This is a genomic window from Streptomyces sp. NPDC023157, assembly GCF_055560575.1.
In genome coordinates this window covers 182,131-197,249 of the sequence record NZ_JBVHIL010000008.1, presented here as the reverse complement: position 1 = coordinate 197,249, position 15,119 = coordinate 182,131, and the positions used below count along the sequence as shown (strand labels likewise).

Annotated in this window: 15 protein-coding genes; 5 read left to right on the top strand and 10 right to left on the bottom strand. The window is 73.1% G+C overall.

The window, feature by feature from the left end; all coding sequences use genetic code 11:
• Positions 1 to 265: 265 nt before the first annotated feature.
• Positions 266 to 1,453 carry a 3-hydroxy-9,10-secoandrosta-1,3,5(10)-triene-9,17-dione monooxygenase oxygenase subunit gene (gene hsaA / locus ACZ3ZE_RS27490; protein WP_467261104.1) on the bottom strand — a complete coding sequence of 396 codons (1,188 nt, stop codon included), beginning with the start codon at positions 1,451 to 1,453 and terminating at the stop codon, positions 266 to 268.
• Between the two features lie 184 nt (positions 1,454 to 1,637).
• On the opposite strand from hsaA, the gene ACZ3ZE_RS27485 reads away from it, so the two are divergent.
• Positions 1,638 to 2,519 carry an IclR family transcriptional regulator gene (locus ACZ3ZE_RS27485; protein ID WP_363293044.1) on the top strand — a complete coding sequence of 294 codons (882 nt, stop codon included), beginning with the start codon at positions 1,638 to 1,640 and terminating at the stop codon, positions 2,517 to 2,519.
• A 108-nt stretch (positions 2,520 to 2,627) separates the two neighbouring features.
• Here ACZ3ZE_RS27485 and ACZ3ZE_RS27480 read toward each other — a convergent pair whose 3' ends face one another.
• The 8 genes from ACZ3ZE_RS27480 to ACZ3ZE_RS27445 all read right to left on the bottom strand — a co-directional run bounded on the left by ACZ3ZE_RS27480 (position 2,628) and on the right by ACZ3ZE_RS27445 (position 10,147).
• On the bottom strand, positions 2,628 to 3,674 hold the full coding sequence (locus ACZ3ZE_RS27480) for a 2Fe-2S iron-sulfur cluster-binding protein (protein WP_467261102.1): 1,047 nt from the start codon (positions 3,672 to 3,674) through the stop codon (positions 2,628 to 2,630).
• The gene (locus ACZ3ZE_RS27475) at positions 3,667 to 3,972 is read right to left on the bottom strand and encodes a hypothetical protein (protein ID WP_361177320.1); all 306 of its coding nucleotides are present in this window, start codon (positions 3,970 to 3,972) and stop codon (positions 3,667 to 3,669) included. The genes ACZ3ZE_RS27480 and ACZ3ZE_RS27475 overlap by 8 nt, the downstream gene beginning before the upstream one ends.
• A 1-nt stretch (position 3,973) precedes the next feature.
• A complete protein-coding gene (locus ACZ3ZE_RS27470) occupies positions 3,974 to 5,125 on the bottom strand; it encodes a Rieske 2Fe-2S domain-containing protein (RefSeq protein WP_467261101.1) in 1,152 nt (383 codons plus the stop codon).
• A gap of 33 nt (positions 5,126 to 5,158) precedes the next feature.
• A complete protein-coding gene (gene dmpG / locus ACZ3ZE_RS27465) occupies positions 5,159 to 6,181 on the bottom strand; it encodes a 4-hydroxy-2-oxovalerate aldolase (protein WP_467261099.1) in 1,023 nt (340 codons plus the stop codon).
• Between the two features lie 12 nt (positions 6,182 to 6,193).
• Positions 6,194 to 7,105: an acetaldehyde dehydrogenase (acetylating) gene (locus ACZ3ZE_RS27460; RefSeq protein WP_467261097.1), complete on the bottom strand. Its 912-nt coding sequence runs from the start codon at positions 7,103 to 7,105 to the stop codon at positions 6,194 to 6,196.
• Positions 7,106 to 7,112: 7 nt separating this feature from the next.
• A complete protein-coding gene (locus ACZ3ZE_RS27455) occupies positions 7,113 to 7,898 on the bottom strand; it encodes a 2-keto-4-pentenoate hydratase (RefSeq protein WP_467261095.1) in 786 nt (261 codons plus the stop codon).
• Between the two features lie 535 nt (positions 7,899 to 8,433).
• Positions 8,434 to 9,345, bottom strand: a complete 912-nt coding sequence (locus tag ACZ3ZE_RS27450) for an SDR family oxidoreductase (protein WP_363293040.1) — start codon at positions 9,343 to 9,345, stop codon at positions 8,434 to 8,436.
• A 25-nt stretch (positions 9,346 to 9,370) separates the two neighbouring features.
• Positions 9,371 to 10,147, bottom strand: coding sequence for an SDR family oxidoreductase (locus tag ACZ3ZE_RS27445; RefSeq protein WP_361627398.1), 777 nt, complete (start codon positions 10,145 to 10,147; stop codon positions 9,371 to 9,373).
• A gap of 78 nt (positions 10,148 to 10,225) precedes the next feature.
• On the opposite strand from ACZ3ZE_RS27445, the gene ACZ3ZE_RS27440 reads away from it, so the two are divergent.
• From ACZ3ZE_RS27440 to ACZ3ZE_RS27425, 4 genes are read left to right on the top strand one after another with little or no spacing between them, the layout of a single operon-like run.
• Positions 10,226 to 11,005, top strand: coding sequence for an enoyl-CoA hydratase family protein (locus ACZ3ZE_RS27440; protein ID WP_467261093.1), 780 nt, complete (start codon positions 10,226 to 10,228; stop codon positions 11,003 to 11,005).
• A gap of 14 nt (positions 11,006 to 11,019) precedes the next feature.
• Entirely contained in the window at positions 11,020 to 11,868 is an 849-nt protein-coding gene (locus tag ACZ3ZE_RS27435) for a CoA transferase subunit A (protein ID WP_442304263.1), read from the top strand.
• Positions 11,865 to 12,659, top strand: a complete 795-nt coding sequence (locus tag ACZ3ZE_RS27430; protein WP_467261091.1) for a CoA-transferase subunit beta — start codon at positions 11,865 to 11,867, stop codon at positions 12,657 to 12,659. The genes ACZ3ZE_RS27435 and ACZ3ZE_RS27430 overlap by 4 nt, the downstream gene beginning before the upstream one ends.
• On the top strand, positions 12,656 to 13,720 hold the full coding sequence (locus ACZ3ZE_RS27425; RefSeq protein WP_361177302.1) for an NAD(P)H-dependent flavin oxidoreductase: 1,065 nt from the start codon (positions 12,656 to 12,658) through the stop codon (positions 13,718 to 13,720). Before ACZ3ZE_RS27430 ends, ACZ3ZE_RS27425 begins: the two co-directional genes overlap by 4 nt.
• Before the next feature lie 187 nt (positions 13,721 to 13,907).
• Here the strand turns inward: ACZ3ZE_RS27425 and ACZ3ZE_RS27420 are convergent, their stop codons facing one another.
• Positions 13,908 to 15,065: an acetyl-CoA C-acetyltransferase gene (locus ACZ3ZE_RS27420; protein ID WP_467261089.1), complete on the bottom strand. Its 1,158-nt coding sequence runs from the start codon at positions 15,063 to 15,065 to the stop codon at positions 13,908 to 13,910.
• Between the last annotated feature and the right edge of the window lie 54 nt (positions 15,066 to 15,119).

Here is a 15,119-nt window from a genome sequence, read left to right as displayed (position 1 = left end):
GAATGCCAGGACCGTACGGGGTGCCGTCGGGCGGGGAAATGGGGTGCTCCCACTGAGCGGGAAGGGGCGGCGGGGAAGGGGTGGCGAGGTCGGTGGGGGGCGGCGGGACGGGCAGGCGAGGGGCGGCCAGACCGCCGGGGGCGGCGGGGCGGCGGGGTCAGTCCGCCGGGGGCGGGGACGGCAAGGGCCGGCGGGATCGATCCGCAGGGGCCGCAGGGGCCGGCAAGGTCGGTCTGCCGGGGCCTGTGCGCCGGGTCGGAGCACGTCAGAGCATGGGGTCCTGGACGTCCATGCCCAGGGCGTCCTGGGCGTACAGGACCAGTGCCCGGTCCACGTCGTTGGCCGCCTGGCCGCGGCCGGTGTGCAGGTCGCGCCAGGCGCGCTGGAGGACGTCGTCGCCGACGCTCAGCGGTCCGCGGCCGGCGTTCTCCATGAGCAGGTCCACGGCGGTGAGGGCGCGTTCGGTGGCGAGCGCCTGGTCCCGGCGGGTGCGGGCGCGCAGTTCCCTCGGGATCTCCGCGCCGCGGCGCGCGAGCGCGTACAACTCCGCCATGTTCCGCGCGAGTTGCAGCCGGGCGGCGTCGATCTCACCGGCCGCGCGGGCGATGCGTACCTGGGCGAAGGGGTCCTCGGCGACCCGCGGGCCGGGGGCGGCCCACCCGCCGGGCGCGGCCCGCAGGCGCTCGCGGGCCGCGGTGACCTGGTCCTCGTGGGCGCCTTCGGCGATGCCGACCATCGCGGTGGAGACGGCGGTGGTGAAGACGGCCGCGTACGGCAGCCGGTACAGCGGGTCGGGGTGGAGGTCGTGCCCGGGGCAGCGCAGCGCGGTCACCGGGCCGTAGCCGAGCGTCCGGTGGGCGGGGACGAAGGCGTCCGTGACGACGAGGTCGTTGCTGCCGCTGCCGCGCAGGCCGACCGTGTCCCACACGTCGTCGACGCGGTAGTCGGCCCGCGGCACCAGGAAGGTCAGCATGTCGACCGGGCGGCCCTCGGCGTCGGTGACGAGGCCGCCGAGCAGCGCCCAGCGGGCGTGGTCGCAGCCGGCGGAGAAGTGCCACCGGCCGGAGAGCCGGTATCCGCCGTCGACGGGTGTGACCTTCCCGGTGGGGGCGTGGGAGGAGCAGATCCGGATGGCGGCGTCCGTGCCCCAGACCTCCTCCTGCGCCTTGGCGTCGAACTGGGCGACGTACCAGGGGTGGACGCCGAGGACCGCCGCCGCCCAGCCGGTCGATCCGCACGCCTTGGCGATCTCGTGCACGGCGGCGTAGAAGACGGCGGGGTCGGCGGCGAGTCCGCCGTACGCCCGGGGCCGGAGCAGCCGGAAGAAGCCGGCGCCCTCCAGTTCTTCGACGGAGGGGTCGGGCACCCGCCGCAGGGCCTCCGCCTCGGTCGCGCGCTCGCGCAAGGCGGGGGCGAGGGCGCGGACCGCCGCGAGCACTTCGTCGTCGCGCATGAGCGCCCCCCTCTCGGATTCCGGTCCGGTCCCGCCGTGACGAGAGGGAACCTACGCGTTACTGTTCCGAGACGGAACTCCCCCTTCCCAGTGCCTGTCATCCTCTGGCAATCTCCACGCAATACCGGAGATTACGGACGCGGCCAGGGGTCGTTCGGCTGTGCCGTCCGTGTGGGAGGTGCCGATGACGACCAGTGCTGTCGAGCCTGTCGAGGCCGGGATGCCGCCTCTGTCCCTGCTGGAGAAGGCGGCGAAGGTGCTGAGAGCCTTCGAGAGCGCGGGGCCCCGGCTCACCCTGACCGAGGTCGTGCAGCGCTCGGGCATCCGCCGGTCCTCCGCGCACCGCATCCTCGATCAGCTGGTGCGGTTGCGCTGGCTGGAGCGCGAGGGGCGCGACTACCGTCTGGGCATGGGCATGTTGGAGCTCGGGGCCATGGCCTCGCACCACAACCGGCTCCGCCGGGCGGCGCTGCCGCATCTGCACGCGCTGCACGAGTCCACCGGGCATCTGGTGCACCTCACGGTGCTCGACGGCTCCGAGGTGGTCTATCTGGAGCGGATCGGCGGGTCGGACGACTCCGTCGTGCCGTCGCGGATGGGCGGGCGGCAGCCGGCGTACTGCACGGCCTCCGGCAAGGCGATCCTGGCGTTCGGGGACGGCGCGCCGGTGGAGCAGGTGATACGGGACGGGCTGCGGCCGCGTACCCCGCGCACCCTCACCCGCCCCGAGTCCTTCCGCCGCGAGCTGGCGCTCACGCGGGAGCGCGGGGTGGCCTTCGACCACGAGGAGGGCTACCGGGGCGTCTTCTGCGTGGCCGCGCCGCTGCGCGGCGCCGGCCGGGCCATCGCCGCGATCTCGGTGAGCGGGCACGGCGTCCACCGGGAGATGGAACGGCTCGCCCCGGCGGTGCGCGGCTGCGCGCGGTCGGTGTGGCAGGCCATGTTCGGGCCGGGGCGCCAGTCGGAGAAGCGCGCTCAGCCCGTCGGCGCCGGGTCCGCCGCGGGGCTCTCCCAGCCCTCGATGGACAACATGATGGCCTGGCTGCGGTTCAGCGACTGGATGTGACGCCGCCGTCCCCGGCGGACCGGTACGGGTCCGCCGGGGACGGCTGGGGTGTGCTGCCCGATCTCCTCGTCAGGGAGGACGCGTCAGGAGCCGCGTCAGGAGTAGGCATCAGGAGTAGGTGATCTCGACCCGGTCGGTGAGCGGGAGGGCCTGGCAGGCCAGGACGTACCCCTCGGCGAGGTCCTGGTCGTCCAGGACGTCGTTGCGGAGCATCGTGACCTCTCCCGCCACGACCCGGCAGGTGCAGGCGCTGCAGGCGCCCTCCCGGCAGGAGTACGGGGCGTCCACGCCCGCGGCCAGGAGCGCGTCGAGCAGGGGGGCCGCCGCCGGCCAGGCGACCGTGTGGGTCGCGCCGTCGAGCTCGACCTCTGCCGTGCCGCCGCCCTCGGCCGTGGTACCCCGGGGCACCGCCGGGGCGTCGAAGACGTCCGCGCCGAGGGAGAAGAACCGCTCGCGGTGGATCCGGTCGCCGGGTGCGCCGAGCGTCCGCAGGGCCTGCTCGACGGCGTCCATGAGCGGCTGCGGGCCGCAGACGAAGGCCTCCCGGCCGGCGTACGGCGCGAGCGCGGCGGCGAGCCGGTCCACGGCGGGCAGGCCCTGGAGCGACTCCAGCCAGTGGATCACGAGCAGCCGGTGCGGGTGGTCCTGGGCCAGCGCCCGCAGTTCGTCGCGGAAGACGACCGAGGCCTCGTCGCGGTTGGCGTACAGCAGCACCACCCGGCCCCGGCCGGCGGCCAGGGCCGACTTGGCGATCGACAGGACCGGGGTGATGCCGCTCCCTCCGGCGACGAGCAGCAGGTCGCCGTCGAGGGAGCCCGGCGTGAAGGTGCCGGCCGGGGGCAGCACCTCCAGCTCGTCGCCGGCCGCCAGCCGGTCGCAGACCCAGTTCGACCCGTACCCGCCGGCGACACGTTTGACGGTGATCTTCAGGGGCTCACCGGTGTGCGGCGAACTGGCGAGGGAGTAGCAGCGGGCGGCGGGCCTCCCGTCCGCGCCGGGCAGCTTCAGGGTGAGGAACTGCCCGGGGCGGTACGTGAAGCGGTCCGCGCTCTCGGGTGCCGGGCGGAGCACCAGGGAGCGCGCGTCGGCCGTCTCGGCGATGACCTCGACGACGCGCAGCCGGTGGGTGCGGGTCCCGGTCGTGGGGTCAGGCATCGGCGGCCTCCGGGGTGCTGCCGGGGCCCGGAGTGCCGGACTGAAGGGAGCCGGGCGCCGGGGAGCCGGTATCGAGGGTGCCGATCGTCAGGGTTCCGTCCTCGGTCGCGCGGGCGATGCTCGCCCGCAGGGCCCCGCAGGTCCGCATCCGGGCGGTGGTCACGCCGGGGCGTACCCGGTCGCGGAACTCCGCGCAGGTGACGGCGGCGTCGGCCGTCCACTGCACGGAGGTGTGGGCGACGCTGAACTTCTCGCACAGGACCTGGTTGCCGCAGGCCGCGCACTCCACCGCTCGCATGTCAGGCTCCGGTTCCCGTCTCCGTCGCGCGGTGCGCGAGGTTCTCGGCGACCTCGGCGCGCCAGGCCGTGTTGGCGCGCCGGGTGTCGATCTCGAACTCGAAGCGGCGGGTCATCTCGTCCTTGACGTCGGCGACGTCGACGTAGAACTGCTCGTACCAGCGGCGCAGTTGGTAGACCGGGCCGTCCTCCTCGGTGAGCAGGGGGTTGTCGATCCGGGTCTTGTTCCGCCAGATCTCGACGTCCTGCTCGAAGCCGACGGTGGCGCCCTCGGCGGTGAGCCGTGCGGCGTCGGCGGCCTGCTCGTCCGTCATGCCGGGCAGCCGCTTCACGATGGCCCCGTACTGGAGCAGGAAGCTGTTCGCGTCGATCGGGTAGTGGCAGTTGATCAGGACGATCTCCATCTCCGCGCCGCCGACGTCGCTGTAGAGGTGGTCGATCATGTACGAGGGTCCGTGGTAGGAGGCGTCGGAGCGCAGGCGGCCGGAGCTGAGGGTGCCGAGTTCCATGTCCCCGCGGGGGCTGCTCTCCATGTACTGGGTGGCGACGTGGCCGTCGAAGACGTTCTTGAAGTACTCGGGGAACGCGTAGTGGACGTAGTAGAAGTGCGCCATGTCCACGACGTTGTCGACGATCTCGCGGCAGTGGGCGCCTTCGACACGGAGGGTCTTCCAGGTCCAGTCGCTCCACTGTCCGGCGTCCGGGCCGTGGACGCCGGCGATCTCGGGGACGGTCACCTCGGGGGGCGGCGGGTTGCCCTCCGGGTCGTTCCAGACGAAGAGCTGCTTGTTGCGTTCCAGGGAGAGCCAGGCGCGGGTCCGGGCGCGCGGCGGGACGCGGCGGGCGTACGGGATGCCGGCGCAGCGGCCGTCGCCCGACCAGCGCCAGTCGTGGAAGGGGCAGGCGACGGCGTCGCCCTTGACGGTGCCCTGGGCGAGGTTGCCGCCCATGTGCGGGCAGTGGGCGTTCAGGACGTGGAGCTGTCCGTCGTCCTGCCCCTGGAAGACCACCAGCTTGGTCCCGAAGGCCTCGATCTCGTGCGGCTGTCCGTCCTTGAAGCCGTCGGCGAGGCCGAGGCAGTGCCAGCCCCGGGCGAAGCGTGCCGGCGGCCTGCCCGTGTCGATGACGCGGACCTCGTCGTTGAGAGCAGTCATCTCGTCCCTCCTGATTTCTGTCGCGTCCGTCGGTCAGTGCTGTGCGGCGAGTTCGACGGCGATGTCGATGAGCTGGTCCTCCTGGCCGCCGACCAGACGGCGTTCGCCCGCGCGCAGGAGGATCTCGGCGCCGGAGACGCCGTAGCGCTCGGCCTGCCGGTAGGCGTGCTTGAGGAAGCTGGAGTAGACGCCGGCGTGGCCCATCAGCAGCGCGAGCCGGTCGAGCCGGCACTCCTCGTCCATGACGGGGCGGACGACGTCCTCGGCCGCGTCGATGATCTTCAGCACGTCGATGCCGGTACGGATGCCCATCTTGGCGCAGACGGCGACCAGGGCCTCGACGGCGGTGTTGCCCGCGCCGGCGCCGAGCCGGCGGGTGGAGCCGTCGATCTGCCGGGCTCCGGCCTTGATCGCGGCGATGGAGTTGCCGGTGCCGAGGGCCAGGTTCTCGTGTCCGTGGAAGCCGACCTGGGCGTCGTCGCCGAGCTCCGCCACCAGGGCCTCGACCCGGCCGGTGACGTCGTCCATGACCATCGCGCCGGCCGAGTCGACCACGTACACGCACTGGCAGCCCGCGTCGGCCATGATCCGGCCCTGCCGCGCCAGGTTCTCGGGGGGCGTGGAATGGGCCATCATCAGGAAGCCGACGGTCTCCAGGCCCATCTCCCGGGCGAGGCGGAAATGCTGCTCGGCGATGTCGGCCTCGGTGCAGTGGGTGGCGATCCGGCAGATGCTCGCGCCGTTCGCCTGGGCGGCCCGGATGTCGTCCTTGACGCCGAGTCCGGGGAGCATGAGGAAGGCGATCCTCGCCCGCCGCGCGGTGTCCACCGCGACCTTGATCAGTTCCTGTTCGGGGGTCTTGGAGAAGCCGTAGTTGAACGAGGAGCCGCCGAGCCCGTCGCCGTGCGTCACCTCGATGACCGGGACGCCCGCGTCGTCGAGGGCGGCGACGACGGACCGTACGTCCTCGGGGGTGAACTGGTGCCGCTTGGCGTGCGAGCCGTCGCGCAGCGAGGAGTCGGTGACGCGGATGTCGAGGGTGTCCGAGTAGGGCATGCGATGCGCTCCTTACGCGCCCGGGGCGAGGAGCGCCTTGGCGAACTCCTCGCCGACCTTGGTGGCGGCGGCGGTCATGATGTCGAGGTTTCCGGCGTAGGGCGGCAGGTAGTCGCCCGCGCCCTCCACCTCCAGGAAGATCGCGACGCGGGCCATCCCGCCGTTCTCCGGGCTCGGGTCGTCGAACTGCGGTTCGGCGCGCAGCCGGTAGCCGGGTACGTAGGCGGCGACCTGGTCCGCGATCTCCTTGACGGAGAGCGTGATGGCGGAGCGGTCGGCGTCCTCGGGGATGGCGCAGAAGACGGTGTCCCGCATGATGACGGGCGGGTCGGCCGGGTTCAGGATGATGATGGCCTTGCCGCGCCCGGCACCGCCGATGGTCTCGATGCCGCGCGCGGTGGTGCGGGTGAACTCGTCGATGTTCGCGCGGGTGCCGGGGCCGGCCGACACGGAGGCCACCGAGGCGACGATCTCCGCGTACGCCACGGGGACGACGCGGGAGACCGCGTACACCATGGGGATGGTGGCCTGCCCGCCGCAGGTGATCATGTTGACGTTGGGCTGGTCGAGGTGGTCGCGGAGATTGGCGGGCGGTACGACGGCGGGGCCGAGGGCCGCCGGTGTCAGGTCGACGGCCTTGATGCCGAGTTCCGCGTAGCGCGGGGCGTTGGCCCGGTGGACGTGGGCGCTGGTGGCCTCGAAGACGATGTCGGGCTTCTCGTCCTGGGCGAGCAGCCAGTCGACACCTTCGTGGCTGGCCTCCAGGCCCGCCCCGGCGGCGCGGGCCAGACCCTCGCTCTCGGGGTCGACGCCGATCATCCAGCGGGGTTCGACATGTGCGGAGCGCAGCAGTTTGTACAGCAGGTCGGTGCCGATGTTGCCGGAGCCGACGATGGCGGCGGTCGCCTTTGCCTTGATGGTCATGATCACCTCAGATGAACGAGAGGGAGACGGAGCCGAGCCCGCTGAACCCGGCGGTGAAGGTCGCCCCTGCGGCCACGTCCACGGCCCGGGTGCACGAGCCGGGCAGCACCAGGTGCCCCTTCTTCAGGGACACGCCGAAACGCGCGACGGTACGGGCGAGCCAGGCGACGGAGCGGGCCGGGTCGCCGAGGACGGCGTCGCTGCGGCCCTCGGCGAGAAGCGCGCCGTCGCCGCCGGTCAGCCGGGCGTCGATCGCCCCGAGATCGAGCTCGCGGGGGTCGCGGCCCTCGCCGATGACGTATCCGGCGGAGGAGGCGTTGTCCGCGATGGTGTCGGCGATGGTGATACGCCAGTCCCGGATCCTGCTGTCGATCAACTCCAGGGCAGGCACGACGCGTTCGGTGGCGGCGAGAACGTCCGCCGGGGTGCAGGTCTCCCCCGGCAGGTCCTCGCCGAGGACGAAGCCGACCTCGACCTCGACACGCGGGTGGCAGTAACGGGCAGCGGGGACCGGGACGTCGGGCCGCAACTCCATGTCGTGGAGCAGGTGACCGTAGTCCGGTTCGTCGACGCCCATCATCCGCTGCATGACCGGGGACGACAGACCGACCTTGTGCCCGCGCACCTCCGCCCCGGCCGCGAGGCGGCGGCGGATGTTGACGAGCTGGATCTCGTACGCGTCCTCCGCGTCGATGGCCGGGAAAGCGGCGCTCAGCGGGGCGATCGGGGTGACACCGTGTTCGGCGGAGCGCAGGAGCTCGGCCGCCTCGTGTCTCTGGCGGTCCGTGAGCATGGCGAGGTCCCTCCTGGGGCGGTTGGGGGTGTGCGGCGAGGCTAGGCCTGGGGCGGGGGTGCCGGGGAGCACCGGATCCCGCTGAGCGGGAAAGCCCCCTGGGCGTCCGTCCGCCTGGACCTCACCGCCCGCCCCGGGGCCTCCCCCGATACGCGCGCCCCGCACCCGTGCGGCCGGCCCCCCCGCCGTACTGCCCCGCCCCCGCCAGTCCGGCACCCCTGCCGCCAGGCCGGTACCCGCGCCCCGAGGCGCGTGGGCCACGCGTGCGGCGGGCCCTCCCCGAGCGGCTGCCCACAACGGCGGCTGGGCGACCGCCGACAACCGCGGGGCGCGAGCCCGAAAGAGCGGGGCGGCGGCCCGGAAGAGTGGGCGCCGCACCGGAAGAGTGGGCGCCGGCTCAGCGGACCGTTGCCCATCGGGAGCGCCGACAGCGCCTCCGCGGGGCGTTGACCGCAGCGGGCCGAGAGGGGGGCCGAGAGGGGGGCCGAGAGGGGGGCCGGTTTGGCGGGGCGGTGTCCGTGACCGGGGTGGTGTTTCAGTGGCTGCCGTATGCCGGGTGCGGTGGCTCCGACTGGGCGAGGAGTTTCAGGGTTGCTTCGCCCGCTTCCGCCGGGGTCCAGCGGGCGGTCTTGTCGGCTGTCGGGCCGGGGCGCCAGCCTTCCATGACGGTGATCCGGCCGGCTTCGGCTTCGAAGACGCGGCCGGTGACGCCGGCCGAGGCTGCGGAGCCCAGCCAGACGACGAGGGGGGAGACGTTTTCGGGGGCCATGGCGTCGAAGGCCGCTCCTTCGGGGGCGGCCATCGTCTCGGCGAAGGTCTGTTCGGTCATCCGGGTCCGGGCGGCGGGGGCGATCGCGTTGACCTGGACGCCGTAGCGGCCCATCTCGGCCGCCGCGACGAGGGTGAGGCCGACGATCCCGGCTTTGGCGGCGGCGTAGTTGCCCTGGCCGACGCTGCCGAGGAGGCCGGCTCCGGAGCTGGTGTTGACGACCCGCGCCACGGGCGTGCGTCCGGCCTTGGCCTCCGCCCGCCAGTGCGCGGCGGCGTGCTTGAGCGGCAGGAAGTGGCCCTTGAGGTGGACGCGCATGACGGCGTCCCAGTCGTCCTCGTCGAGGTTGACGAGCATGCGGTCGCGCAGGAAGCCGGCGTTGTTGACGAGGGTGTCGAGGCGGCCGAACGTGTCCAGGGCGGTGGCGATGAGCGAGGCGGCGCCGTCGGCGGTGGCGATGTCGCCGCCGTGGGCGACGGCCTCGCCGCCCGCCGCCGTGATCTCGTCGACGACCTGCTGCGCGGGCCCGGCGCCGCCTCCGGTGCCGTCCAGGCCGACGCCGAGGTCGTTGACGACGACCTTGGCGCCTTCGGCGGCGAAGGCGAGCGCGTGCGCGCGGCCGAGACCGCGGCCGGCGCCGGTGACGATCGCGACGCGTCCGTTGCACAGTCCTGTCATGGTGGGTGCCTTTCGGTGAGTGGGTTCAGTGGTTGGCCGTTGCCGCGTCCAGGAAGGCGGGGCGTTCGCCGCCTCCGTGTACGAGCAGGCTGGCGCCGCTGAGGTACGCGGCCCGGCCGGAGGCGAGGAAGACGCAGGCGTCGCCGATGTCGGCGGGTTCGGCGAGCCGGCCGAGGGGCACCGTGCGGCCGACGGCGGCGATGCCGTCCTCGTCGCCGTAGTGCAGGTGGGACAGTTCGGTGCGCACCATGCCGAGGACGAGGGTGTTGACGCGCACCAGCGGCGCCCACTCCACCGCCATGGACCGGGCGAGGTTGTCCAGGCCCGCCTTGGCGGCTCCGTAGGCGGCGCTGCCCGGTGAGGGGCGGGTGCCGCTGACGCTGCCGATCATGATGATGGTCCCTCCCCCGTCCTGATGCCGCATCACCTCGTAGGCGGCGAGGGAGGCGGTCAGCGGGGCGACGAGGTTCAGTTCGACGACCCGGGCCTGTTGCTCGGCCGTCCCGTCGCCGAGCATCCGGAACGGTGTTCCTCCGGCGTTGTTGACCAGGACGTCCAGCCGTCCGTGCTCGTCGCGCACCCGGCGGAAGAACTCCGCGACGGCGGCCGGGTCGCGCAGGTCGACGGGGAGGAAGCGGGCGGTACGCCCGGCTGCCTCGACGGGCTTGTCGGGGGCCCGTCGCGCACAGGTCACGACCTCCGCCCCGGCTTCGAGCAGGGCTCTGGCGATCCCGGCGCCGACGCCCCGTGTGCCGCCGGTGACGACGGCGACGGATCCCGACAGGTCGATGGTGACTGCCAATGGGCACCTCCCGCAGCGAGCGAACCGCTGCTATCTTCCACCTAACAAACGTTTGGTGGAAAGGTAGCTGATCTGCTCATGGGTGTCTCCACCTCCGCCCCGGACAAGGGCATCTCCGTCGTCACCGTCGACTTCCCGCCGGTCAACGCCCTCCCCGTACACGGCTGGTACGACCTGGCCGCCGCGGTGCGCGCCGCCGGGGCCGATCCCGAGGTGCGCTGCGTCGTGCTCACCGCGGCGGGCCGCGGCTTCAACGCGGGCGTCGACATCAAGGAGATCCAGCGCACCGCCGGACACGACGCCCTCCTGGGCGCCAACCGCGGCTGTTACGAGGCCTTCGCCGCCGTCTACGACTGCGAGGTGCCCGTGGTCGCCGCCGTACACGGCTTCTGCCTCGGCGGCGGCATCGGCCTGGTCGGAAACGCCGACGCGATCGTCGCCTCCGAGGACGCGACCTTCGGCCTGCCCGAGCTGGACCGGGGCGCCCTCGGCGCGGCCACGCACCTGTCCAGGCTCGTCCCGCAGCAGCTGATGCGGGCCCTGTACTACACCTCGCGCACGGTCACCGCCGAGGAGTTGCACCGGCACGGCTCGGTCTGGCGGGTCGTCCCGCGCGAGCAGCTGCTCGACGCGGCGCTCGAACTCGCCCGGGAGATCGCCGCCAAGGACGGGCAGCTGATCCGGCTCGCCAAGGCCGCGATCAACGGCATCGACCCCGTCGACGTGCGCCGCAGCTACCGCTTCGAGCAGGGCTTCACCTTCGAGGCCAACCTCAACGGCGTCGCCGACCGCGTCCGCGACACGTTCGGCAACGACAACGGCACGGCCGTCGACACGGAACAGGAGCAGCAGTCGTGAGCAGGGACAAGACGATGACCGCCGAGGAGGTCGTGAGCCGGCTCCGCAGCGGGATGACGATCGGCATCGGCGGCTGGGGCTCGCGGCGCAAGCCGATGGCGCTGGTACGGGCGCTGCTGCGGTCCGACCTGACCGATCTGACCGTGGTCTCGTACGGTGGCCCGGACGTCGGGCTGCTGGCCGCAGCCGGGAAGATCCGCAAGCTGGTCGCGGCCTTCGCGACGCTCGACTCGATCCCTCTGGAACCCCACTTCGGCGCGGCCCGGCAGCGCGGCGCCTTCGAACTGGTGGAGCTGGACGAGGCCATGGTCATGTGGGGGCTGACCGCCGCCGTGCACCGGCTGCCCTTCATGCCCATCCGGGCCGGGCTCGGCTCGGACGTGATGAGCGTCAACCCGGCGCTGCGGACCGTCACGTCCCCGTACGGCGACCGCGAGGAACTCGTCGCCGTCCCCGCGCTGCGCCTGGACGCCTCGCTGGTCCACGTCAACCGTGCCGACGCGCACGGCAACGGCCAGTACCTGGGCCCCGACCCGTACTTCGACGACCTGTTCTGCGAGGCCGCCGACGCCGCGTACGTCTCCTGCGAGCGGATCGTGGAGACCTCGGAGCTGCTCAAGGACGCGGGACCGCAGTCGCTGCTGGTCAAGCGCGCCTTCGTCGACGGTGTCGTCGAGACCCCGAACGGCGCCCACTTCACCTCCTGCGCCCCCGACCACGACCGCGACGAGGCCTTCCAGCGCGCCTACGTCAAGGCGGCCCGGGACCCGGAGGCCTGGCGGGAGTTCACCGCCCGGTTCCTGTCCGGCGACGAGGACGCCTACCAGGCCGCGGTCGCGGCGTTCCACGAGGAGGAAGCATGAGCGGCACCGGAACCGGCACCCCTTCCACGGCCGCGACGGCGACCGCGACGCGGGCGGAGTACTGCGTCGTCGCCTGCGCCGAGGCCTGGCGGGACGCGGGTGAGGTGCTGGCCAGCCCGATGGGCACCGTCCCCACGATCGGCGCCCGCCTCGCCAAACTCACCTTCTCCCCCGATCTGCTCCTGACCGACGGCGAGGCGCTGCTCATCGGCGACGTACCCGCCGTCGGCGCCGCGCCCCGCGTCGTGGAGGGCTGGCTCCCGTACCGGCAGCACCTGGCCATGGTCACCACCGGGCGCCGGCACGTGATGATGGGCGCGAGCCAGCTCGACCGGTACGGCAACCAGAACATCAGCTGCGTCGGTGACTGGGCACGGCCCAAGCGACAGCTCCTCGGCGTGCGGGGCGCGCCGGTCAACACCCTCAACAACCCGACCAGTTACTGGGTCCCCAAGCATTCGACGCGCGTCTTCGTCGAGCGGGTCGACATGGTCTGTGGTGTCGGCTACGACCGGGCCGCCGCGGCCGGCCCCACCGCGACCCGCTACCACCGGATCCCGGACGTCATCAGCGATCTGGGCGTCTTCGACTTCGAGACCCCGGACCGCACGATGCGGCTGCGCTCGCTGCACCCCGGCGTCACCGTCGAGCAGGTCAGGGAGGCGACCGGCTTCGCGCTGGCCTTCCCCGACGACGTGCCGTACACCCGCGAGCCGACCGTCGAGGAACTGCGCCTGATCCGCGAGGAGATCGACCCGAAGGGGCTGCGCGACCGCGAGGTCCCCGCATGAGCGACCTCACGATCGCCACCCCCCTCACCGAACTCGTCGGCGTACGTCACCCGGTCGTCCAGACCGGCATGGGGTGGGTGGCCGGCCCCCGGCTGGTCTCGGCGACGGCCAACGCCGGCGCGCTCGGCATCCTGGCGTCGGCGACGATGAGCGTCGACCAGCTCCGTTCCGCGATACGCGAGGTCAGGTCCCGCACGGACGCGCCCTTCGGGGTGAATCTGCGGGCCGACTCCGGGGACGCGGCCGAGCGGGTGCGCCTCATCATCGACGAGGGCGTACGGGTCGCCTCGTTCGCGCTCGCCCCGTCCCGCGAGCTGATCGCACGGCTCAAGGACGCGGGGGTCGTCGTCATCCCCTCCATCGGAGCCAGACGGCACGCCGAGAAGGTCGCGGCGTGGGGCGCCGACGCGGTGATCGTGCAGGGCGGGGAGGGCGGCGGCCACACCGGCAGCGTCGCCACCTCCGTACTGCTCCCGCAGGTCGTGGACGCCGTGGACATCCCGGTCGTCGCGGCCGGCGGCTTCCACGACGGGCGCGGCCTGGTCGCGGCGCTGGCCTACGGCGCGGCCGGGATCGCCATGGGCACCCGCTTCCTGCTCACCTCCGACAGTACGGTCCCCGACGCGGTGAAGGCCCGCTACCTCGCCGCGGCGGTCACGGACGTCACCGTCACCACGAAGGTGGACGGGCTGCCGCACCGGATGCTGCGTACGGAGCTGGTCGACGCGCTGGAGCGTTCGGGCCGGGCGGCCGCACTGCTGCGGGCGGTCCGGCACGCCGCGGCCTTCCGGCGCGAGTCCGGCATGAGCTGGGCGGAGATGGTCCGTGACGGGCTGGCGATGCGGCACGGCAAGGAGCTGGCGTGGAGCCAGATCCTGCTGGCCGCCAACACGCCGATGCTGCTGAAGGCGTCCATGGTCGACGGCCGTACCGATCTGGGCGTGATGGCCTCCGGGCAGGTCGCGGGCCTGATCGACGACCTCCCGTCCTGCGCCGAACTCCTCGACCGCGTCATGGCCGAGGCACGGGCCACGCTCCGCGGCCTGCCCGGCGCGGACTGACGCGCTCGGGGGCCGGACCGCCCTGGTCCGGCCCGCCGCGGCCCCGCCCGACCTGCCCGGCCCGTCACCGTCCGGCCGGCACCGTCCCGCCGTCACCACCAGGCCCGTCACCGTCCGGCGCGTCACGCACATGTCCGCCGGGGGCACCGTCGCCCCCGGCGGACCTCTGTCTGCGGCCGTTTCCCCGTCAGAGCCGCTCGATGATCGTCACGTTCGCCTGACCGCCGCCCTCGCACATGGTCTGGAGGCCGTAGCGGCCGCCCGTGCGCTCCAGTTCGTGCAGCAGGGTCGTCATCAGCTTCGTGCCGGTCGCGCCGAGCGGGTGGCCCAGGGCGATGGCGCCGCCGTTGACGTTGACCTTCTCCGGGTCGGCGCCGGTCTCCTTCAGCCAGGCCAGGACGACCGAGGCGAAGGCCTCGTTGATCTCCACCAGGTCGATGTCGTCGAGCGTCATCCCGGCCTTCTTCAGCGCGTACGCCGTCGCCGGGATGGGCGCGGACAGCATGCGGATCGGGTCCTCGCCCCGTACGGACAGGTGGTGGACCCGGGCGCGCGGGGTCAGTCCGTGTTCCCGTACGGCGCGTTCCGAGGCGATCAGCATCGCCGAGGCCCCGTCGGAGACCTGGGAGGAGACGGCGGCGGTCAGCCGGCCGCCCTCGACGACCGGCTTCAGGCCGGCCATCTTCTCCAGGGTGGTGTCGCGGCGCGGGCCCTCGTCGGCGGTGACGTTCCCGTACGGGACGATCTCCCGGTCGAAGCGGCCCTCGTCGATCGCGCGGGCGGCCCGCTGGTGGGAGCGCAGGGCGAACTCCTCCATGTCCCGGCGGGAGATGCCCCACTTGGTGGCGATCAGCTCGGCCCCGTGGAACTGGTTGACCGGCTGGTCGCCGTAGCGGGCCCGCCAGCCCTCGGATCCGGCGTACGGGCCTTCGGCGAGGCCGAGCGGTTCGGCGGCCTGCCGGCTGGCGAAGGCGATGGGGATCAGCGACATGTTCTGCACGCCGCCGGCGACCACCAGGTCCTGGGTGCCGGACAGGACGCCCTGCGCGGCGAAGTGCAGGGCCTGCTGGGAGGAGCCGCACTGCCGGTCCACGGTCGTCCCGGGGACCTCCTCGGGCAGTCCTGCGGCCAGCCAGCTGGTGCGGGCTATGTCGCCGGCCTGCGGGCCGACGGTGTCCAGGCAGCCGAAGACGACGTCCTCGACGGCGGCCGGGTCGGCACCCGAGCGTTCCATCAGTGCCTTGAGCACGTGCGCCCCGAGGTCGGCCGGGTGGACGGCGGAGAGTCCGCCCTTCCGCCGGCCGACCGGGGTCCGTACCGCTTCGACGATGTATGCCTCGGCCATGGTCACTCCTCGTTCGCGCGTCATACGTGGGTCACGTGTGGGTCGTTCGTGGGC